This is a genomic window from Kitasatospora sp. NPDC097605 (assembly GCF_040302725.1).
Classification (GTDB): Bacteria; Actinomycetota; Actinomycetes; order Streptomycetales; family Streptomycetaceae; genus Kitasatospora.
In genome coordinates this window covers 63,094-84,339 of the sequence record NZ_JBEOSF010000028.1, presented here as the reverse complement: position 1 = coordinate 84,339, position 21,246 = coordinate 63,094, and the positions used below count along the sequence as shown (strand labels likewise).

Annotated in this window: 12 protein-coding genes and 1 pseudogene; 4 read left to right on the top strand and 9 right to left on the bottom strand. The window is 73.7% G+C overall.

Annotation, left to right across the window (positions count from 1 at the left end):
- Positions 1 to 308: 308 nt before the first annotated feature.
- Positions 309 to 698, top strand: coding sequence for a nuclear transport factor 2 family protein (locus ABTX81_RS27220; protein WP_350550491.1), 390 nt, complete (start codon positions 309 to 311; stop codon positions 696 to 698).
- Between the two features lie 71 nt (positions 699 to 769).
- Here ABTX81_RS27220 and ABTX81_RS27215 read toward each other — a convergent pair whose 3' ends face one another.
- From ABTX81_RS27215 to ureA, 4 genes are read right to left on the bottom strand one after another with little or no spacing between them, the layout of a single operon-like run.
- The gene (locus tag ABTX81_RS27215; protein ID WP_350550488.1) at positions 770 to 1,411 is read right to left on the bottom strand and encodes a TetR/AcrR family transcriptional regulator; all 642 of its coding nucleotides are present in this window, start codon (positions 1,409 to 1,411) and stop codon (positions 770 to 772) included.
- Positions 1,412 to 1,437: 26 nt separating this feature from the next.
- Complete coding sequence (locus tag ABTX81_RS27210) at positions 1,438 to 2,478, bottom strand: agmatine deiminase family protein (RefSeq protein ID WP_350550485.1); 1,041 nt, start codon at positions 2,476 to 2,478, stop codon at positions 1,438 to 1,440.
- A 37-nt stretch (positions 2,479 to 2,515) separates the two neighbouring features.
- Positions 2,516 to 4,249, bottom strand: a complete 1,734-nt coding sequence (locus ABTX81_RS27205) for an urease subunit alpha (protein ID WP_350550482.1) — start codon at positions 4,247 to 4,249, stop codon at positions 2,516 to 2,518.
- Complete coding sequence (gene ureA, locus ABTX81_RS27200) at positions 4,246 to 4,941, bottom strand: urease subunit gamma (protein WP_350550479.1); 696 nt, start codon at positions 4,939 to 4,941, stop codon at positions 4,246 to 4,248. Before ureA ends, ABTX81_RS27205 begins: the two co-directional genes overlap by 4 nt.
- Positions 4,942 to 5,099: 158 nt before the next feature.
- Here ureA and ABTX81_RS27195 point away from each other — a divergent pair, with 158 nt between their 5' ends.
- On the top strand, positions 5,100 to 6,545 hold the full coding sequence (locus tag ABTX81_RS27195; RefSeq protein ID WP_350550476.1) for a cytosine permease: 1,446 nt from the start codon (positions 5,100 to 5,102) through the stop codon (positions 6,543 to 6,545).
- A 343-nt stretch (positions 6,546 to 6,888) separates the two neighbouring features.
- Here the strand turns inward: ABTX81_RS27195 and ABTX81_RS27190 are convergent, their stop codons facing one another.
- Both ABTX81_RS27190 and ABTX81_RS27185 read right to left on the bottom strand, forming a co-directional pair.
- Positions 6,889 to 8,115 carry a cytochrome P450 family protein gene (locus tag ABTX81_RS27190; protein ID WP_502892872.1) on the bottom strand — a complete coding sequence of 409 codons (1,227 nt, stop codon included), beginning with the start codon at positions 8,113 to 8,115 and terminating at the stop codon, positions 6,889 to 6,891.
- A 216-nt stretch (positions 8,116 to 8,331) separates the two neighbouring features.
- Positions 8,332 to 9,249 (bottom strand): MBL fold metallo-hydrolase, encoded by a 918-nt coding sequence (locus ABTX81_RS27185; RefSeq protein ID WP_350550474.1) that lies wholly within the window; start codon positions 9,247 to 9,249, stop codon positions 8,332 to 8,334.
- A 265-nt stretch (positions 9,250 to 9,514) separates the two neighbouring features.
- On the opposite strand from ABTX81_RS27185, the gene ABTX81_RS27180 reads away from it, so the two are divergent.
- Together ABTX81_RS27180 and ABTX81_RS27175 are read left to right on the top strand one after the other, a co-directional pair.
- A complete protein-coding gene (locus ABTX81_RS27180; RefSeq protein ID WP_350550471.1) occupies positions 9,515 to 13,342 on the top strand; it encodes an endonuclease/exonuclease/phosphatase family protein in 3,828 nt (1,275 codons plus the stop codon).
- A gap of 165 nt (positions 13,343 to 13,507) precedes the next feature.
- Positions 13,508 to 14,383, top strand: a complete 876-nt coding sequence (locus tag ABTX81_RS27175; RefSeq protein WP_350550468.1) for a ribosome-inactivating family protein — start codon at positions 13,508 to 13,510, stop codon at positions 14,381 to 14,383.
- A gap of 150 nt (positions 14,384 to 14,533) precedes the next feature.
- Here ABTX81_RS27175 and ABTX81_RS27170 read toward each other — a convergent pair.
- The 3 genes and pseudogenes from ABTX81_RS27170 to ABTX81_RS27160 all read right to left on the bottom strand — a co-directional run.
- Positions 14,534 to 15,175 (bottom strand): annotated as a pseudogene (locus ABTX81_RS27170) (sigma-70 family RNA polymerase sigma factor); the annotation flags it as partial.
- 166 nt (positions 15,176 to 15,341) lie between these two features.
- Entirely contained in the window at positions 15,342 to 18,101 is a 2,760-nt protein-coding gene (locus ABTX81_RS27165) for a helix-turn-helix transcriptional regulator (RefSeq protein WP_350550465.1), read from the bottom strand.
- 239 nt (positions 18,102 to 18,340) lie between these two features.
- Positions 18,341 to 21,115 (bottom strand): helix-turn-helix transcriptional regulator, encoded by a 2,775-nt coding sequence (locus tag ABTX81_RS27160; protein WP_350550462.1) that lies wholly within the window; start codon positions 21,113 to 21,115, stop codon positions 18,341 to 18,343.
- Between the last annotated feature and the right edge of the window lie 131 nt (positions 21,116 to 21,246).

Below are 21,246 nucleotides of genomic sequence, written 5' to 3'. Positions count from 1 at the left end.
GACACTGAGCAAAGCCGTGCGCTCCATCCGATGTCGGGGGCGCGAGCGCAGAACAAAGATCCCTGTTGCCGGCTTCCACGGGGCACGACAACGGCCGGATTCAAGAAGCCGTTCCCGCCGGAGGCTTCCGCGCCCCGGCAGCCGTCCCGGACGCCCACCGGAACCGCCGCGCCGCCAGCGCCGGTGGCAGTGCCGTGGGATGCGGGCGCGGGTGTCCCGGTGGTCGTCGGCCTGGGCGGTGACCTGGATCCCGGCAGACGCGCTGAACGGTCCGCGGGAAAGGGCGATCTCGCTGCTAGGTTCCCGTCATGAGCCTGAATCCGCAGCATGCACAGATCGGCACGGGGTTCGTCCAGCGGTACTACGCCGCCTTCGACGGTGACGAGTCCGCCCGTGCCGGCCTGGCCGACTTCTACTCGGACGGCAAGTCGCTGGTCACCATCGAAGGCGATCAGATCACAGGCCGGCAGAGCATCGTCCGGAGGATCGAGAACCTCGGCTTCCAGAAGATCCAGCGCATCATCACCTCGACCGACACGCAGCCCACGGGGGACGGCGGCGTCCTGATCGTCGTCGCCGGACAGATCCGGACCACCGACGAGCCCGCACAGCCGTTCCACGACACCTTCGTGCTGAAGCCGGCCGAGGAGAGCTTCTTCGTCGAACACCACGTCTTCCGCCTCGGCCAGCCGGCCTGAGAGGAACCTGCGGCGGGCGGCTTCCCTGCCGCCCGGGCTCACTGGACGGGCGTCGCGGGAAGGGTGGTGCTCTACGCCGGGCCCGGCTCTCGTCCCGTCCCGGTTCCCTGCGGTTGCCGGAGCGTGTCGTCCAGGAACTCCCGTACGTGGGCGAGGACCTGGGCGCGATCTGCGCCGCGCATGCCGACCGCGACGTGGATGCTGAAGCCGTCGAGCAGCGCCCGCAGGCGGACCGCGAAGCGGTCGGGTTCCACGCGACGGAACTCGCCGCGCGACATGCCCTCGACGAGCAGCGCGACCAGGTCGCGGTGCCAGGCGCTCTCGATGACGGCCTGCCGGTCGCGGCCCGCCTCGTCGGCGTTGAAGGAACGGTTCCAGACCTCGTGCCACAGGGCCCAGTGCGGGTCGCGGTGGCCGGCCGGCACGTACAGGTCGACGTAGGCGTCCAGGCGCTCGCGGGCCGTGCCGCGCCCGGCGAGCAGCCTGCCGCGCTCGGCGCCGAGCCGTGCCTCGCTCCATTCGAGGGTGCCCAGCAGCACCTCGTCCTTGGTGCGGAAGTAGTAGAGGAGGTGGCCGCTGCTCATGCCGACCTCGCGGCCGAGCGCGGCCATGGTGAGTTTCTCCAGGCCGCGCTCGGCGATCATCGCCATGGCCGTGGCGAGTACTTCCTCGCGCGGCGGCGCGTTCTTGCGCGCGCGGTTCGTACCGGCCATGACGTTGCTCCTCGGTCAGGTCGTGGTCATACCTCGGGCTGCTGCTGCGTGATGCAGTGGATGCCGCCCCCACTGGCAAAGATCGTACGGGCATCCACGAGCACCACGGTCCGCTCGGGGAACAGGCGGCGGAAGACGCCCGCCGCGATCTCGTCGCGCTCGTCGCCGAAGGCGCACAGCACGACGCCGCCGTTGCACAGGTAGTGGTTGATGTAGGAGTAGTCGACCCAGTGACCGTCGGCCTCCAGGACGGTCGGCGCGGGGACCTCGACGACTTCCAGGCGGCGTCCGCGCGCGTCGGTCGCGTTCTTCAGGATCTCGACGTTCTCCTTGCACACCTCGTGGTCCGGGTGGGCCGGATCGGGCTGGGTGTGCACGACGACGGTGCCGGGGGCGGCGAAGGCGGCCACGATGTCGATGTGGCCGAGGGTGCCGAAGCCGTTGGGCGGGTAGTCGCCGGTGAGGCCGCGAGGCAGCCAGATCGCCTTGGTGGTGCCGAGCTGGGCGTGGATCTCCGCCTCGACCTGCTCGCGCGTCCAGTCCGGGTTGCGCTCGGGGCCGAGCTGCACGGTGTCGGTGAGCAGGACGGTGCCCTCCCCGTCGACGTGGATGCCGCCGCCCTCGTTGACGAGCCGGGAGGCGTACGTCCTGGCGCCGGCCAGGCCGGCCACGTGCGCGCCCATCGTGGAGTCGTGCTCCCAGCCGGCGCTTTCGGGGTTCTCGCCCCAGCCGTTGAACGTCCAGTGCACGGCCGCGAGTTCGCCCTGCCCGTTGGTGAGGAAGGTGGGGCCGATGTCGCGCATCCACGCGTCGTCGAGGTCGCGCTCGACGATGTCGATGTCCTCGCCGAGCAGTTCCCGCGCCTCCTCGCACTGGCCGGGGGCGCAGACGACGGTGACCGGTTCGAAGCGGCGGATCGCCCGGGCCACGTTCGCCCAGGCGCGGCGCCCCTCGGCCAGGTCCTCGGCGGTGGGGAAAGTGAGGTTGGGGCGTGGCCAGGCCATCCAGGTGCGCTCGTGGGGAGCCCACTCTGCGGGCATCCGGAAGCCGGCGGCGGCAGCGGTCATGGCGGAGGATTCCTTCGCTGTGGACATGGCGGACGGTTCAGAGGAAGTAGAGGCGGTTGAGGACGACCGAGTCGGCCGCCTCGGAGCGCAGCGGGTCGCCGTCGAGGGTGACGAGTCCGCTGCCGCGGTCGACGTCGACGGCGCCCACCCGGGAGTTGAGGATCAGGTTCCCCGGGCCGATGCCGCGGGTGCCGCGGACGGCGACCCGGCGGCGGCGGGTGGGCATCCGGTCGGCGTCGAGGGCTGCCGCGGCGGCGGAGACGAACGCGACCGAGATGTCGGCGGCGGTGGCGCCGTGGGCGCCGAACTGCGGGCCGAGCACGAGCGGCTCGCAGGTGTCGGTGGCGGCGTTCGGGTCGCCGGTGACGCCGTAGGCCGGGAAGCCGGACTTGAGGACGAGCTGCGGCTTCGCGCCGAAGAACTGGGGACGCCACAGCACGATGTCGGCGAGCTTGCCGATCTCGATCGAGCCGACCTCGTGGGCGAGGCCGTGGGCGATGGCGGGGTTGATGGTGAGCTTGGCGATGTAGCGCAGCACGCGGGCGTTGTCGTCGTAGTCGCCGTCGCCGTCCATCGGGCCCAGTTCGGCCTTCATCTTCGCGGCCATGGCGAAGGTGCGGCGCACGGTCTCGCCGGCCCGGCCCATGCCCTGGGCGTCGGAGGAGGTGATGCCGATCGCCCCCAGGTCGTGCAGGACGTCCTCGGCGCCCATCGTGCCGGCCCGGATGCGGTCGCGGGCCATCGCGGCGTCGCCGGGCAGGTCGGTCTTGAGGCCGTGGACGGAGACGATCATGCCGTAGTGCTCGGCGACCGCGTCCCGGCCGAAGGGCAGCGTCGGGTTGGTGGAGGAGCCGATGACGTTCGGCACGCCCGCCATCTTGAGCACGTTCGGCACGTGGCCGCCGCCGCAGCCCTCGATGTGGAAGGCGTGGATCGTCCGGCCGTCGAGTACGGAGAGGGTGTCCTCGACGGAGAGGCACTCGTTGAGGCCGTCGCTGTGCAGGGCGACCTGGACGTCGTACTCCTCGGCGACCCGCAGCGCGGTGTCCAGGGCGCGGGTGTGGGCACCCATGTCCTCGTGCACCTTGAAGCCGCAGGCGCCGCCCTCGGCCAGCGCCTCGACCAGCGGGGCCTCGTCGGAGGAGGAGCCGCGGCCGAGGAAGCCGATGTTGACCGGCCAGGCGTCGAAGGCGTTGAACGCGTGGCGCAGGGCCCACGGCGAGTTGACGCCGACGCCCCAGACCGGGCCGAACTCCTGGCCGATGACCGTGGTGACGCCGGAGGCGAGCGAGGCCTCCATGATCCGCGGCGACAGCAGGTGGACGTGGGTGTCCACGGCCCCGGCGGTGGCGATCAGGCCCTCACCGGAGACGATCGCCGTACCGGTGCCGACGACCACGTCCACGCCGTCCAGGGTGTCGGGGTTGCCGGCCCGGCCGATCGCGTGGATCCGCCCCTCGCGGATGCCGATGGACACCTTGCGGATGCCCAGGACCGCGTCGATGACGAGAACGTTGCTGATCACGACGTCGCAGGTCTCGCGGACGGCGGCGGCCTTGAGGTGCAGGCCGTCCCGGGCGGTCTTGCCGAAGCCGGCCAGGAACTCGTCGCCCGGCTTCTGGGAGTCCGACTCGACGCGCACGGTCAGGCCGGAGTCGCCGAGCCGTACCCGGTCCCCGGCGCGCGGGCCGAAGACGGCCGCGTACTCGTGCGGGTCGATGTGCCGGCTGCCGGGGGCGCAGTGGTCGCTGTGCTGGGTGGGCCTGCTCATTCCTGAACTCCTTCGACTCCGAGGTAGCCGCAGGCCGCGGCCCTGCGGAGGGCTTCTTCCCTGGCTCCGGGTGCGTCCAGCGGCCCGTCCACGAGGCCGGCGAAGCCGATCGCGATCCGGGCGCCGCCGATCGGCACCAGCCCGACGTCGACGGTGGCGCCCGGGTCGAAGCGCACGGAGGAGCCGGCGGGGACCGCGAGACGGGTGCCGTAGGCGGCGGCGCGGTCGAAGGCGAGCCGCGGGTTGGCCTCGAAGAAGTGGAAGTGCGAGGTGACGCTCACCGGCACGGCGGCCGTGTTGCGCACGCTCAGCCGCAGCTCCGGCTCGGGCGCGGGCGAATCGGGGCCCGGCACGACGGCGCCCGGGGCGTCGTCGCCGAGCGAGCCGGCGCCCCGGAACGGCGCGGAGACGACCGCGAGGCGCGATCCGTCGTCGAACACCGCCTCGACGTGCACCTCGTTGACGACGTCCGCCACACCCGGCAGGACGTCGTCGGGGCCCAGCACCGAGCGGGCCCGTTCGATGGCCTCGGCGAGCCGGGCGCCGCCACGAGCCGCCTCGCAGACCGTGTCGGCGATCAGCGCCGTCGCCTCGGGGACGTTCAGCCTCAGACCGCGGGCCTTCCGCGCCCGCGCCAGCTCGGCGGCCCCGAAAAGCAGCAGCCGATCGCGTTCCGTGGGGGTCAGTCGCACGCCACCACACCTCCGTGTTCACGTTGGTTTAGAGCGGCACTCTAACTACTTTCCCCGCAAGATGCGCAAGCCCTGCCTATTGACTCGACTGAATCGATGAGTTCACATTGAGCATCGTTCAAACCCACCCTGCCGGCAAGAGTCAAAGGCGCCCCCACATGCCGATAGAGCAACGCGGTGCAGACACCATCCCCGACGAGGAACGCACCAGCGGCCCGCGCGACCTGTTCACGATCCTGCTCGGATCCAACCTCGCCCTCGGCGTCATCGTCTTCGGCTGGCTACCGCCGTCCTTCGGACTGGACTGGTGGGAGTCCGTGTCCGCGGTCACGGCGGGCACGGTGCTCGGCGCGACGCTCACGGCCCCGCTGTCGCTGGTCTCGCTGCGCACGGCGACCAACCTGTCGACCTCCTCCGGTGCGCAGTTCGGCGTGCGCGGACGGCTGATCGGCTCGATCGTCGGGCTCCTGCTCGGCCTCGGCTACGCCGCGCTCACCGTCTGGATCGGCGGCGACGTGATGGCCGGCGTCCTGCACCGGCTGTTCGGCCTGCCGACCTCGGGGCCCGTGTACGCCGTCGTGTACGCGGTACTGGCCGGCGCGACCGCCGCCGCCGCCGTGTACGGCTACCGGATGCTGCTGCGCATGTCCCGGCTCCTCTCCGTCGGCATGACCGCGCTGCTGCTCCTGGGCGTCGCCGCCTACGCGCCGCACTTCACGACCACCGCGCTGCCGGGCACGGACGGCTACCTGCTCGGATCCTTCTGGCCGACCTGGCTGCTCGCCTTCCTCGCCGGCGGACTCAGCGGGCCCGTCGCCTTCATCACGCTGCTCGGCGACTACACGCGCTACATCTCGCCCGCCCGGCACTCCCCGCGCAAGATCCTGCGCACGACCTGGGCCGGCCTGATCGTGGGGCTGCTGGTGCCGCAACTGTTCGGCACCTTCACGGCCTTCGCCGCGCAGGACGCCCTCGACTACGCCGGCGCGCTCGTCGCCACCTCGCCCACCTGGTACCTGGTACCGCTGCTCCTCGCGGCCTCCGCGGGCTCGGTCGGCAATTCGGGACTGATGCTCTACTCCATGGGACTCGACCTGGACGCGATCCTGCCGCGGGCCTCCCGTGCCCGCGCCACGTACGCCGTCGCCGCGGTCGCCACGGCCTGCGTCTTCGTCGGCCACTACGCCTGGGACGCGCAGGGAGCCATGACCTCGTTCGTGCTGCTGCTCACGGCGATCGGCACCCCGTGGGCGGTGATCACGCTGATCGGGTTCGCGCGGTGCCGCGGCCGGTACGACGCCGACGCTCTGCAGGTCTTCAACCGGCGCTCGCACGGCGGCGTGTACTGGTACCGGGCCGGATGGAACCTCCAGGCCACCGCGGCGTGGGCACTGGGGGCCGGGATCGGCCTGCTCGCCGTCTCACTGCCCTCCTACCAAGGCCCACTGCTCGCCCTGACGGGCGGAGTGGACTGCAGCTTCCTCCTGTCGGGGGTGGTGGGCGGACTCGCGTACCTGGCCCTGACGCCAAGACACCGGCCGGACCCGGCACCGGAGGCGGAACCGGACGAAGACCCCGTCCCCACGGACCTTCGACGACGGTGAGCGGTCTCGGCCTCCACTGCCCGTCCAGCGGGCGGAGAAGGACATCGAGATCCTCGCGCTCCGGCACCAACTCGTCCCGCAGCGCCCGGCCGGCAAGCCGACGTTCACCGGCACCGACCGCGCCGTCCTCGCCGGTCTGCTCCTCCGCCTCCCCGTAGACAAGCTGCGGCGCCCCGTCCTGGTGGTCCGCCCGGACAGGGCCCGGCGATGGCACCGTGACCCGGTCACACGGCGCCACGTCGCAACCTGTGTGCCGGAGCCTCGCGGACGCCCGCCCGCCGTCCGCTCGACCCATGTGCAGGGCGAGCGGGAGCCCGGGGACGGTCCGCCGGGAGGCGGCCCGTCAGGAGGCGGCCGGAGCGTGCTCGCCGAGGAGCACCGGGAGGGTGCGGTGCCCGTTGGAGATCAACGAGGCGACCGGCTCCAGCCGCGCGTCCGGGGCGAACGCGAGGCCGGGGAACCGCGCGAACAGCCGGCTCAACGCGATACGCCCCTCCAGGCGGGCCAGCGGCGCGCCGAGGCAGAAGTGCGGGCCGTGCCCGAAGGCGAGGTGGTCCTTGACCGGTCGGGTGACGTCGAACACGGCTCCGGTGTCCCCGTAACGCGCCGGATGACGTCCAGCGGCCGCGTAGCCGCCCAGGATCGGCTCGCCCCGGCGCACCGTCACCCCGTGGGGCAGCTCGATGTCCTCCACTGCGAAGCGCAGCGGCAGGTGGGCGAGCGGGGCGTCGCGGCGCAGCGCCTCCTCCACCACGTCGTCCCAGCCGGCCCGGCCCGCACGCACCAGGGCGAGTTGGCCGGGATGGGTGAGCAGGCCGGTGATGCCGTTGTCGATCAGATTCACGGTGGTCTCGTAGCCGGCCGTGATGATCAGCAGAAGGGTGTCGCGCAGTTCCTCCTCGCTCAGTGCGCCGGAGCCACCGTCGGACTCGGTGTCGCGCGCGGCGATCAGCAGGGAGGTCATGTCCTCGCCCGGCGCACGGCGCTTGGCCGCGATCAGCTCCTCCAGCATGGTTTGGAAGGCCGCTCCGTTGGCCGCCGACTCCGCAGGGGTCAGGGTGGTGGAGAACACCTTGTCGACCATGTCCCGGAAGCCCTCGGTCACTTCGTGCGGCAGGCCCAGCAGCTGGGAGATGACGCGGATCGGCAGTGGATGGGCGAAACGGTCGCGCAGGTCCACCACCTCGCCGTGGGCGCTCGCGGCCAGGTCGTCCAGCAGGGTGTCGGTCAGTTCCTCGATGCTCGCCGTCATCGCGGTGACCTGGCGGGGCGTGAAGGCGTTGCCCACCAGGCGGCGCAGCCGCCGGTGGTCGGCGCCGTGCGCGTTGAACATGTTGCGCACGCTCACCCACAGGGCCAATGGCCAGGTCCGGACCGCCTCGTCGAACGCGGGCCAGTGCAGCAGGCCGTCCTTGGAGACCCGGGGGTCCTTGAGCAGGTCCTCGAGCAGGACCGGGTCGGACACCGACCAGGCCCGGACGCCCAGGATGTCGACCGGTGTCGCGGGACCGCGCGCGATCAGCTCGGCGGTCTCGGCCTCACGGGCACGCCCGGTCGGGTCGAGCACGATCGGGTCGAGCACGATCGGGTCGGGCGCGTTCAGGTCCAGGGCGTGCGGGTCCGGCGCGTGCGGGTCCAGGGCGTGCGGCTCCGGCGCGTGCGGGTCCGGTACGGGACGCTCCACAGGGGTCCTCCACTCGATGGGGTACGGGTGCGCGGGCGCGCCGTGCGCGGGAGGTCGGCGGGCTGACCTCCCGCGCACGGCGGGGGTGTCCGGTGGTCCGGGTCAGTAGTCCCAGACCACCGGCACGAAACGGAAGGTGCCGCTGCCGGCGTCCGCCACGTGGCAGACGGACGGGAAGGGCAGGTGGGTGGCCACCAACTGCTCGCCGGTCGCCGCCATCTCCGTCAGGAGGCGGACCCTGATGCGGGCCGACTCCTCCGGGTCGTGGTCGAAGCCGTTGTGCCAGTCGGGCTTGTCGAACCCGCACTGGAACACGGCGTCGCCCGCGAACGTCAGCCGGTCGCCGCCGGACTCCAGCCGGATGACGCTGTGGCCGGGGGTGTGACCGCCGGTGCGGCGGATCACGACGCCCGGCGCCACCTCGTACTCCTTCTCGAACGGCCGCAACTGGCCGCGGTACACGTCCAGGAACCGTGCGGCGGTCCGGCGGAGCACGTCCGGCACCGGCGCGGGCATGTCGGTGCGGGAGAAGTCGGGCGCCGACCAGAACTCGGCCTCGGCCGCGGCCAGGTGGACCCGCAGGTCCGTGCGCAGCCGACCCCGCAGCCCCTCGACGAGCAGCCCGCCGATGTGGTCCATGTGCAGGTGGGTGAGCACCACGTCGGTCACCGACGCCGGGTCGATCCCGGCGGCGTCCAGCCGCGCGGCCAGCTGCCCGGCCCGCGGGAAGCCCGGGAACTCGGTTCCCAGGCCGGAGTCGACCAGGACGGTCCGGCCGCCGCTGCGGACGACGGCCACGTTCAGCGGCCAGTTGATCGACTCCAGCGGCAGGTACATGTCCCCGAGCCAGGCCTTCAGATCGGCCGCGGGGGCGTTCGTGGCCAGCGTCGTGGGGGAGATCGGCAGCACTCCGTCGCTGATCACCGTCACGTCGATGTCACCGACCTTCAACGCGTAGCGCGACGGAACCGGTTCGTCGAGCCCGGCGGCACCGGGGCGGGCGAAGTCGACCTGGGTCATGGGTGTTCTCCTCACGAAGGGCCTCGACCGGAGTCCTCGACGGCGCCGTGGCGGGCCGTGCCGTCCGATCACCCATGAAGACCGGCGTGCGGTCCGGTCTGTGACAACCGGCGACGCCTCGCGACCGAAGTCCGTCGAGGTGTCACAAACCGTGTGCGCAACCGGTCTCCCCGTTCGGGAGCGAACGCCGCGACCTCCGGCACGGGTGCGCCCGGCGGGACGGGCGGCAGCTCCTACGGCAACACGACACAGGAAGCGAGGCCACGTGAAACACCTCCGACCAGCGGCGGCCCTCCTGGCCGCCCTGGTGATCCCGTTCGCGGCACCGGAACTCGCCACCGCGGCCCCGGCGCCCGCCCCACCGGCGGTCCCCGCCCCGGCGGCGACGTCCGGGGCCGCGTCCGGGGCCGCGACCGCGGCCGCCGAGGAACCGGACCTGAGCTACGCCAACCGCGCCGCCCCGCCGATCGGCATGCCGGACTGGTCCCGCGTCGGCTACCGGGGCGGCCAGGACCTGCCGCGCGGCGAGTCCGCCCTCACCGAGGACGCCGCCTGCCGCATCTCCCCGCAGAGACTCGCCGCCACCTACGGCGTGCGCGCGGACGACGGGGCCGACGACACCGCCGGGCTGCAGCGGGCGATCGACGACATCAGGAACGAGTGCTCCCCCAAGGCCGACTTCAACCGGCTCTCGCTCATCGAACTGCCCGCCGGCCGGGTCGACCTGTCCCGTCAGGTCTACGTGGACGCCGCTTTCCTGACCCTTCGCGGAAAGGGCTCGGGCCCGGGCGGCACCCGGCTGGTCTTCCGGCCCGACCTCAGCACCCGGTACGACACCGTGGTCAACGGCCGCTGGGACCAGGACAGCATGGTGGCCGGGACCGGGAGCGACGTCGGCACCGGCGGCTGGATGTGGCCGGGGCGCGGCATGTTCCGGGTCCAGACCCGCGAGGTCGCGGCCCGCTACCAGGACGACTGGGAGGCGGCCTCGACCGTCCCCATGCGCAAGGACATCTTCGAAGGCAGCGTCAACCAGCACTGGGTCTCCGGCCTGAAGCTGGCCGCCCAGGACGGCGACCCGGGCTACTCCGCCCGGCAGGGGTCGTCGGTCGTCCGGCTGGACGCCAAGGTCGACATGAAGAAGTTCCGCACCGGCGGCTACGTCTGGGTCGGCGCGGCCAACAGCAGGAACTTCTACGCGCAGCAGGGCATCACCGATCCGAGCATGATCGAGGCGCTCCACATGCGCCAGCAGATGTTCAAGGTCGTCCGCATCGACGCCACCGCCAAGACGGTCACCCTGGACCGTTCGCTGGAGTGGGACCTGCCGGTCAACTCCGAGTCGGACGGCTCGCCGCCGATCAACGGCAGCGGCACCCCGTACGCCAGCAAGATCACCCCGCTGAAGACCGTCGAAGGAGTCGGCTTCGAGGACTTCGCATTCACCCAGGACATGAACGGCCTGCCCAGGATCGGCGGCCAGGAGTCCTACCAGCTGACGCCCGGGCAGGCCGTGCACAACTACGGCAACCTGGCGCCCGAGTACGCGATGCACGGCATCGTCTTCAAATGGGCCGCCAACAGCTGGGCGCGCGGGCTGAAGGCCGAGATGACCGGCTCGCACCCGATCGTCACGGAGAACGCCCGCAACCTCCAGATCGAGCGCAACACCTTCGACGGCGCCTGGAACAAGGGCAAGGGCGGCAACGGCTACCTGCGCGGCAGCCGGGTCTGGGACTCGCTGTGGGCCCACAACGTCAGCCGCAACCTGCGCCACTTCACCTTCCAGTGGTCGGCCGGCGGCAACGTCGCCTTCCGCAACGACCTCGACTCCGACCTCAACCTGCACGGCGGATGGGAGCACAACAACCTCTTCGAGCAGAACACCCTGCGAATCCCGTACGAGCACCGCTCCGGCAGCTGCCAGGCCAACTGCGGCGGCGAGGGCGGCGAGATGGACGACGGGACGTGGTACCCGATCTGGTGGGCGGCCGGTCCCAAGGCGGGCAAGTGGTCCGGCTCCTCGGGCCCGCAGAACGTCTTCTACAACAACACGATGCTCAAACAGACCGTCCCGGGCGGCCCGTTCGAGCCGTACGGGCCCTACGGCAGCCGGGCCGGCACCGCCTTCCAGTTCGGCTCCGACAGCGAGGAACCGGACCTGTTCCGGCCGCTCGGCCAGGGCGGGCAGGCCATCGCCGACTGGACCGGCCGCGAGACGCTGGACTACACGGGCCAGGGCGTGGTGCCGCTCGACGTGGGCAAGCGCCACTCCCTGTTCCTGCGGTACACCGGCGGCGAACTCGACCCCCGGGCCGACGGCGACCGCAAGGTGATCACCTGGAACATGCGCGGCCAGCGCATCACCGGCTCGAACAACAATTCCGACAAATGGCAGTCGAGCCTGCGGGGCATGGTCAACACCTACCGGCCCGACGTGATCCTCCTCCAGGAGGCCGGCGCCCCGCCGTTCCCGCTGGGGATCAACGCCGCCCACATCGCCATCCCGCAGTCCTCGTACCAGCGGCGGACCGCCCAGGGCGATGTCATCGACACACCCCCCGTCCGCGAGTACCCGCACACCGTGGCCGGTGTGAGCGGCTACCTGTACTGGCTCCAGACGGACACCAGCACCACGGGTGTCGGCCAGATCAACCTGGCCATCTGGACGCGGCAACGGGCCTTCGACCCCGGTGACCCCACCGGTACGGGGCGGATCTTCGTCGTCCCCTCCGGCTCCGGGACCAACAACTCCCGGCCGGCGCTCGGCGTGCGGATCGGCGAATCGGTCTACTTCACCGTGCACATGGACACCGGAGGCGGCCAGAACGCCACCACCCTGCTCAACACCATCAGGACCCGCGTGGTCACACCGGACCGACGGCCCACCGCCGTCTTCGGCGACTTCAACACCGATCTCACCGCGTTCCGGCGGAGGATGCGCGCCCAGTGGGACATCGAGGGGGTGCAGGATCACACCTTCCCGGTGAACGACAACCGGCCCCCGATGAACTACGACTTCGGAGCCATCGCGGCCCGGTTCGGGGAGCCGAACCTGCGCTTCCTCGGCGCCGAACGGGTCGACTCCGTCACCACCTCGGACCACTTCCCCGTCGTCTTCACGCTGTCCCTCCCGGCGAGCGAAACGCCGGCGACGCCGACGCCGGCACCCACGCCGAGGACGAAGCCGAAGGGGGACCGCACCGCCCGCTCCGCCAGGACCACCAACGCGCCCTACCCGACCAGCAAGCCCGGCAGCGGCACGGGCAGCGGCGGCCGCAGGCTCGGCTCCCGGCCGCTCAACCGCGACACCCGCGCCATGGCGACCCTCGTCCTGGAGCCGGCCGCCGACCACCGGGACCAGTACCGCATCCTGCACCGGATGACCCGCACCTACCTGACCCAGGAGTTCGGCCTGCTGAACACACCGGCGGTGCTGCTGCCCGAGGGCGACCAGGGGCTCACGCAGATCTGGAGCGTCATCGACATGGGCGACGGCACCTGGATCGTGCTGAACGCGGAGACCGCACAGGTGCTCGCCGCCGTCGACGGGCCCGACGGCGAGGAGGTGATGCTCCGCGACTTCGACTCCACGGACGCCTCCCAGCGGTGGTTCTTCCAGGACCCCGGAACCGAGGCGCTGGACGTGGACGAGCTGCTGAGGCAGGACGACGATCCGCAGGACCTGGTGGTCGGCGTGCCGACCAGCACCAGTCCCGGCCTCCCGCTGGACCTGGTGGTCGACGGCCACGGCGCCCGCGAGCAGTTCACCACCGTCTCCGCGGACCGGATCGGCGAGGACTACTGCTACTACCTCCTCAACAACGGGAGGTACGTCAACACCTCAGGATCCGACCCGTACCCCCGGCACGACGCGCTCCTGACGATGGACGCCTTCCGGCCCGACCACCCCGGCTACCTCTGGTGCACCGACGCACCGGACCGGCACGCCACCCCGGGCGTGCGGCTGACCCAGCGCACGGCCGACGGGCAGCCGCTGTACCTCACCTCGCGCGGGAACGCCCGGGGGCTCGCCGTGACCGAGAGCCCCGCCGCCGCGGACCTGTGGACCTGGAAGGAGATCCCGCAGTGAGCCCCCCGGGGCGGCACGCGGCAGGTCTCGACATGGACCGCTCGACCGATCACTGACGATCCGTCACAGAACGGGGGTGTTCCCGGTCTTCCTCTTCGGGAGCGGGAACGCCCCCTCCGACGCCGGGCCCTCGGGTCGCCGGCACCCACCCACCGGGAGTACCGAATGACAACAGCAGTTCTCCAGCGCCGCGGGGTCCGTGCCCTGCTGGCGTTCGCCGTGGCCGCCGCGGTCGCCGTCCCGGGCCTCGGGGCCGCGTCCCCGGCCCGGGCGGACACACCCGACGGCACCACCAAGGTCGTGGAGGTGAAGCTCGACCACAACTACACCGGCGGCAACGTCGCCGGATACCACACGGCGCTCATCCACCTGCGCCAGGCGGCGGGGCGGCAGTTCCGCGACGACGACGTCTACATCACCCAGGCGACACCGCCCGGCCTGATCGCCCTGCGGCTCCAGGACGGCGACGGCAAGGAGCTGTCGAGCCTCTACTTCAACCCGGCGAACCTCTACGTCGGCGGCTTCCGCACCAAGAGCGGAAAGCTGTACGCGTTCAACGACGCCTCGGAGAACGTGCGCACCGAGATGGGCCGCGGCGGCCAGGTGAACACGCTGGCCTTCGGCGGCAGCTACGGCTCGCTCATCTCGACCGCCGGGGACGAGCCGACGCTCGAATGGCTGAACGGGTTCATCGGCTCGGCCGAGACCGTCGGCAAGGCCGACCAGTCGATGGACAACGCGGCCGGCCGCGCGAACGTCGCCCGGTCGCTGATCAAGCTCATCGGGGCGTTCTCGGAGGCCGCCCGGTTCACCGACTTCCGCGACACCTGGGACGCGGTCATCGCCGGGCGCAACGGCGGCGCCTTCTTCGAGGTCTCGAACCCCCGGCTGCGGGCGCTGCGCGGCGCCTGGGGGTCCATCTCCAAGTTCGCGATCGACATCACCACCGTCCCCTCCACGCCGCCGCTGACGGTCGGCGGCGTGGGCACGTTCGCGACGTGGCAGGACGTCCGGGACCACCTGCGGGTGATCCGGCGATAGCGGTCCCGCGGGCCTCCCCGCGGCAGCCCGGGCGGACGGGCGGAGCAGGGGCGGCGATCCGCCCCCGCTCCGCCCGGTGTGCCGCGGGCGGGGCGGGGGCGGGTGCGGCGGTGCCCGGAACGGCCGCGCAGGCCCCGGTCACCGCGCCGCCAGCAGCGACTCCAGGGCTGCGGTGTCCCCGGCCCTGGCGGCCGCGACGAAGGCCGCCAGCAGCCGCCGGTGCTCCTCCTCGTCGACGGCTCCGCGCTGAGCGGCGGCCAGCCGGCGGCGGGCCCGGCTGGAGATCTGGCGGACGTTGACGGCGCTGAGGCCCAGCATCCCGGCGATGTCGGCGTAGGCGTACTCGAAGGCCTCGCGCAGGATGTACACCGCCCGCTCCGTGGGCGCGAGCCGCTCCAGGACCACCAGCAGCGCGGACGCGAGCTCCTCCGCCCGCTGCACGAGGGCCTCGGGCTCGCTGCCGGGGTCGACGGGCTCGGGCAGCCAGGGGCCGAGCGGAGCCTGGCGGCGCGACCGGGCGGACTGGGCCACGTTCAGCGCCATCCGGGTGGTGGCGCGCGCCAGGAAGGCCAGGGGGCTCACCACCGCCGAGCGGTCGGTCAGCTGCCAGCGCAGCCAGACGTCCTGGACCACGTCCTCCGCCTCGACCGCACTGCCCAGGATCCCGTAGGCGGTGCGGAAGAGGCGGGGCCGCATCCCCTCGAACGCGGCCGCGGCCGCGTCCAGGGTGCCTTCCCCGGCAGCCTGCCTGGTGTCCGCACGCGTACCGGCCACATCGGTCAACACGCTCATCACGGCTCCGTCTTCGTCTGCGGCATCCGTCGATGCCCCCGCCGAGCACGCTCCCGCGACCGTCCCCGCCAGGGCGCCCCGGACGGTGCGTGGTCCGCCGCCCCGGTGCCCCGTGGCGCTTCCCCCGGGGAGCCGGGAAGGGCGCGCCACCGGACGGCACCGGGGCTCAGGCCGTGGCCGCCGTGCCTTCGAGAAGGGCGCCGCCGAGCTGCTTGCGGGAGGTGACGCCGAGCTTCGTGTACACCTTGCGCAGGTGCCACTCGACCGTGTGCGGGCTGAGGAACAGCTGGGCCCCGATCTCGGGGTTGGTCATCCCGCCCCCGGCCAGGCGGGCGATCTGGGATTCCTGGGCGGTGAGGGCCGCCCGCGACTCGATCGGGCGCCTGGGGGCCGTCGCGCCGGTGGCGCGCAACTCCCGCCGCGCGCGCTCCGCGAAGCCCTCGACCCCGATCCGGCTCAGCACCCGGTAGGCGGCCCCCAGGTGCTCGCGGGCGTCGACCCTGCGGTTCTCGCGGCGAAGCCACTCGCCGTAGAGCAGACGGGCGCGGGCATGGGTGATCCGCACCCCGGCGCGGCCCAGGCGCTCGACGGCCTCCTGGTGGAGGGTCTCGGCGGCCGCCCCCGCGTTCACCTGGGCGCGGACCATGGCCGAGGTGCCGAGAGCCCAGTCGGTGCCGCTGGCCCGGGCGAGGCCTGCGATCCGGTGGGCCGCCTCGGCGGCGCGGGCCGGCCGGCCGCTGCGGGCGGCGGCCTCGACGAGTTCGACCGTCGACCGGATCGCGAGGCCGAGCTCCTGGAGGCTCTCCGCGCCCCGTTCGGCCGCGGTCCAGGCTTCGTCGTAGCGGCCGAGCCCGTTGTACAGAACCGCCTTCGCCCACTCACCGGCGCCGGGGACGCCGCCGGCCCCGCCGTGGCCGGGTCCGGCGTCCCGGGCCATGGCGTCGATCGCCCTGAGCACCTCGGCCTCGCGGCCCTTCCACGGTTCGGTCACCAGCGTCGCGTAGTGGGCGAGGTAGCGGCTGCCGGTGGCCTCGCCGATCGCCTGCGCCTCGGCGATCAGCGCCTCCGCGTGCTCCAGTTCGCCGGCCAGGACACGGTTGGACACGAGTTGCAGGAGGGCCGACGGCAGCACCGACAGCGCGCCGGTCGCGCGGGCCAGTTCGACCAGGCGCGTGGAGAGCACCGTGTTGCTGTCGAAGTCCCAGACGTTGAAGGCCATCCGGGCCGCCAGCGGGAACCAGCCGAGGCCCTCCTCCGCCGAGACCTCCTCGGTGCACAGGGTGCCCAGCGCGCGGAGCACCGTCGGCGCGCCCGCCGGGTAGCCGTCGACGGTCATCGCGGCCAGGCCCCGCAGCAGCAGGTCGTTCTGCTCCGGGGGCGGTCCGGGCGGTGCGGCGAGCGCGGCCCGCGCGATGTCCGCCAGCCCGGCACCGCTCGGCGGCCGGTCGACGATGAGGGCCGCGTGCAGCGCGTCGCGGTAGGTCTGCTGGGCCAGTCCGGCGTCCAGCGCCTCCAGGCGGCCGGCGGCCCTCACCAGCACCGGCAGAGCGCCGCCGGCGCTCTGGGAGGCGAACGCGATCCGCCCGCGCAGCAGGTCCGCCTGGGCGAGCCGGCGCTCGTCCAGCGGGCCGAGGGCGGCGGCGTCCAGCAGCTCGCGCGCGGTGTCGTAGCCTCCGGCCTGGTACTTGGCCTGCGCCGCCGCCAGCGCCCGGGCGGCGCGGGCGGCCGGCTCGGGGGTGAGCTCCGCCGCCCGTTCCAGGAACGCGGCGGCGGCCGCGACCCCGCCACGGGCCTGCGCCCGGCCCGCGGAGCGCTCCAGTTCGGCGGCGACCTCCTCGTCGGGGCCGCCCGCGGCGTTGGCGAGGTGCCAGGCCCGGCGGTCGGGGTCGGTGTCCGGGTCGGTCGCCTCGGCCAGAGCACGGTGCACCTGCTGCCGGGCCTCGGGCGTCGCGGCCCGGTAGGCCGCCGAGCGCACCACGGGGTGGCGGAACCGCACCCTGGTACCGACGGTGACGAGACCTGCCGCCTCGGCCGACGCGACCGCGGAGTCCTCGATGCCCAGCAGCGCGGCCGCCGACGCCAGCAGGGCGACGTCCCCGACCGGCTCGGCCGCCGCGAGGAGCAGCAGGTGCCGGGCGGCGGACGGAAGAGCCTGGATCCGGTGCAGGAAGCCGTGCTCGATCTGCCCGGCCGGCGGCCGCGCGTCAGGACGTCCGAAGCCCCCGGCCAGCTCCTCGGGGCCGAGTCCGCGGGGCAGTTCGAGCAGGGCCAGCGGGTTGCCCTGGGTCTCGGCGACGATGCGGTCGCGGACGAGTTCATCGAGCCGGCCCGGGACGGAATCCAGGAGCGCGCGGGCATCGCTGTCGCCGAGCCGGCCGACCGTGAGCTGCGGCAGCCCCGTGAACCAGCGGTCCGGGGATGCCTCGCGTACGGCGAGCACCAGGCCGATCCGCTCGGCGAGCAGACGCCGGGCGACAAAGGCGAGCGTCTGCACGGAGACCTCGTCCAGCCACTGGGAGTCGTCGACGAGGCAGACCAGCGGATCCTCCGCGGCGGCGTCGGCGAGCAGACTGAGGACGGCGAGGCCGACCAGGAAGCGGTCCGGCGGGGTGCCCGCGGTCAGGCCGAACGCGGTACCCAGCGCGTCGCGCTGCGGGGCCGGCAGGCGACCGAGCCGGTCCAGGAACGGGGCGCACAACTGGTGCAGCCCCGCGTACGGAAGCTCCATCTCGGACTGGACGCCGGTGACCCGGGCGGTCCGGAACCCCCGCGCCCGGGCGCCGGCGTGGTCGAGCAGTCTGGTCTTCCCCACGCCCGGCTCGCCACGGAGCACCAGGACCCGGCTCCCGCCGCCGCGCACGGCGTCGAGCAGTTCCTCCAGCACTCCGCACTCGCGGCTGCGCCCCAGCATCGGCTCAGGTGTCATGGGCCGGCCTCCCCTTCGGTCCCCCGGCCGGCCCCGGGGCCGGGCCCGGCGGGCGGTCGCGTCCCGCGCAGCCGCCGCACCGTCCCCGGGGGCGGCCGCGCTCACGGGCGGTGCCGGTCGGCGCCGCCCGGCTCACCCTGCCGCGGCGGCCCGCCGGTTGGCGCCCGGGGAAGCACGGGCCGACCCCCGGGTCCCGGGTTCCGGGTCCCGGGTCCCCGGAGGCCGGAGAGGGCGGGCCGTCAGGCGTCGGCCAGCGCGACGCGAAGCCGGTTCCGGGACTTGACGTCGAGCTTGGTGAACACCTTGCCCAGGTGCCACTCCACCGTGCGGGGACTGATGAAGAGCTCGGCACCGATCTCGGAGTTGGTCAGGCCGTCGGCGGCCAGGCGTGCGATCTGGCCCTCCTGAGCCGTGAGCGCCTCGCGCAGTGCCCCACCCGGGTCCCCCCGGCGAGGCCGGACCGTCTCGCCGGTGGCCAGTAGTTCGCGCCGGGCGCGCTCGGCGAAGGCCTTCGCCCCGAACCCCCGCAGCATTCCATGGGCGGTGCGCAGCTGCTCGCGGGCGTCGGCGCGCCGGTTCTCGCGGCGCAGCCACTCGCCGTACACCAGGTGGGCGCGGGCGAGGTGGACGGCGATCCGGCCGCGCCCGAGGCGCTCGACGGCCTCCCGGTAGAGCCGCTCGGCGGCCGGGCCCTCGCTCACCAGTGCCCTGGAGCGGGCCAGCACGCCCAGGGCCCAGTCCGTGCCGGCGGCCTCGGCGCGTTCCTCCAGCCGGCGCAGGGGCGCCGCGGCCGCCTCGGGGGAGCCGGAGCGGCCCGCCGCCTCGACGAGTTCGGCGAGGGCGAACCCGACGAGTGCCAAGTCGTCGAACTCCACGGCACGTTCGGCCTCGCCGAGGGCGTCCTGGTAGCGGGCGAGGCCGTTGTACAGCACCGCGAGGAGGTAGTGCTCGCCACCGATCGCCCGCCCTTCGCCCCACGAGGTCGCCTGCGCGGCACCGCCGCGGATCGCCTCCGCGACGTGCGCGCCCTCGCCGCGCCAGGCCGCGAGCAGCAGCGCGGGGTAGCCCATCGGCGAGTGGCCGGTCGCCTCCCCGAGGGTGGCGGCCTCGTCGACGAGCGCCGCGGCGAGGTCGAAGTCGCCGGTGTGCACGGACACCGCGGCCCGGTAACCGAGCGCCAGCGGGAGGAAGTTGAGGGCACCGGTCTCGCGGGCCGACCTGACCGCCCGCTCGGTCAGCCGGTGCCAGGTCCCGTCGTCCCACATCTCCCCGGCGACCAGCCAGGTCAGCCACAGCCAGCGCATGACGTCGCCGCCGTCCTGCGCGGCGGCCCGCCGGAACGCCTCCAGCGCGGAGCGCAGCAGCGGCCCCCCGGTGGCGCAGCCGTCCGCGAACCAGGCCACCAGGCCGTCGAGGAGCAGATCCGTGGGCTGCGGCGGGCGGGCCCCGGGCGGGGCGGTGCGGGCGGCCTCGGCGACCTCCCGGACGCCGGTGCGCTCCCCCAGGCGCCCGGCGTAGACCGCCGACCCGAGGGCGTCGAGGTAGGTCTCGCGGGCGTGCGCGTCGCCGACCCGGGCCAGCCGGCCGGCCGCGTCGAGCAGCAGGGGCAGCGCCTCCCCACCGCGTCTGCGGGCCAGGACCAACCGGGCGCGCAGCCGGGCCAGCCGGGCGCGCTGCGCCTCGTCCAGCGGGGCGAGCCGGGCCGCGGCGAGGAGTTCGAGCGCCGCCTCGGGGGATCCGGCGTCGAACGCGGCCTGGGCGGCGGCCCCCGCGCGCGTGCCCCGCAGCGCCGGATCGGGCGTCAGCTCGGCCGCCCGCCGCAGGAACGCGGCCGCCGCCGCGATCCCGCCGCGGCCCTGGGCCCGGTCGGCCGACCGTTCCAGCTCGCCGGCCAGCGCCTCGTCGGGTTCGAGGGCGGCATGGGCGCGGTGCCACGCCCGGCGGTCCGAGTCGAAGGCGGGGTCGGTGGCCTCCGCCAGCGCGCGGTGGACGTCCCGGCGGACCGTGGGGTCCGCGGCCCGGTACGCCGCCGAGCGGACCAGCGGGTGGCGGAACCGCACCCGGGTGCCGAACTCGATCAGCCCCGCCGCCTCGGCCGCTCCCGCGGCGTCCGCGCCGAGGCCGAGCCGCTCGGCGACCCGCCGCAGCAGCGGCACGTCCCCCACCGGCTCCGCGGCCGCCGCCAGCAGCAGCCGCTGGGCGGCGGCGGGCAGCGCGCCGATCCGCTGCACGTAGGCCTGCTCGATCTGGCCGGCCAGCGGGCGGACGTCCGGACGCCCGAACCCGCCGGCCAGCTCCGCCGCCGACAGCCCCCTGGTGAGTTCCAGCAGGGCCAGCGGGTTGCCGCGGGTCTCGGCGATGATCCGGTCCCGGACCCGCTCGTCCAGCCGCCCGGGCACCACGGATTCCAGCAGCGCCCTGGCATCGTCGTCACGCAGGCCCCGGACCGCGATCTCGCGCAGCCCGCCGAAGGGGTCGCCGACCGCGGCGGGTTCCGTGGTGCGCACCGCGAACACCAGCGCCACCGGCTCCGCCAGCAGCCGTCTGGCGACGAAGGCCAGCGTCTGCGCGGAGACCCGGTCGAGCCATTGGGCGTCGTCCACGACGCAGACCAGCGGCTGTTCCTCCGCCGCCTCGGCCAGCAGGCTGAGCACCGCCAGGCCGACCAGGAAGCGGTCGGGCGCGCTCCCCGCGCTCAGTCCGAACGCCACGGACAGGGCGTCGCGCTGGGGCCCCGGGATGCGGTCGAGCCGGCCCATCAGCGGCACACAGAGCTGGTGCAGCCCGGCGAACGCCAGTTCCATCTCGGACTCGACGCCGACCGCCCGCAGGACGCGGCCCCCGCTCGCCCGCTCCACCAGGTACTCCGCGAGGGCGGACTTGCCGACCCCCGCTTCGCCGCGCAGCACGAGGACCTGGCCCCGGCCCTCCCGGGCCCCGGCGATCACCTCGTCCAGCACTCCGCACTCGCGGCGCCGGCCGCGCAGCCCGCCCCACGGAGCGCCGCCCGCCATCCGCCACCACCATGCAGTTCAAGGTCGAGACCCCGATCCTCCGGGTCCGTCTCATCATGCATCAGCCCGCGCGGAGCGGACAAACCCCAGCCGGGCACGCCCGCTCACACGCTGATGGACCGTCACTACGG

Bases quoted from the DNA above. Each gene is read 5' to 3' on its own strand.
- ABTX81_RS27220 (WP_350550491.1), top strand. From the start codon at position 309: ATGAGCCTGAATCCGCAGCATGCACAGATCGGCACGGGGTTCGTCCAG.
- ABTX81_RS27215 (WP_350550488.1), bottom strand. From the start codon at position 1,411: ATGGCCGGTACGAACCGCGCGCGCAAGAACGCGCCGCCGCGCGAGGAA.
- ABTX81_RS27210 (WP_350550485.1), bottom strand. From the start codon at position 2,478: ATGACCGCTGCCGCCGCCGGCTTCCGGATGCCCGCAGAGTGGGCTCCC.
- ABTX81_RS27205 (WP_350550482.1), bottom strand. From the start codon at position 4,249: ATGAGCAGGCCCACCCAGCACAGCGACCACTGCGCCCCCGGCAGCCGG.
- ABTX81_RS27195 (WP_350550476.1), top strand. From the start codon at position 5,100: ATGCCGATAGAGCAACGCGGTGCAGACACCATCCCCGACGAGGAACGC.
- ABTX81_RS27185 (WP_350550474.1), bottom strand. From the start codon at position 9,249: ATGACCCAGGTCGACTTCGCCCGCCCCGGTGCCGCCGGGCTCGACGAA.
- ABTX81_RS27175 (WP_350550468.1), top strand. From the start codon at position 13,508: ATGACAACAGCAGTTCTCCAGCGCCGCGGGGTCCGTGCCCTGCTGGCG.
- ABTX81_RS27165 (WP_350550465.1), bottom strand. From the start codon at position 18,101: ATGACACCTGAGCCGATGCTGGGGCGCAGCCGCGAGTGCGGAGTGCTG.
- ABTX81_RS27160 (WP_350550462.1), bottom strand. From the start codon at position 21,115: ATGGCGGGCGGCGCTCCGTGGGGCGGGCTGCGCGGCCGGCGCCGCGAG.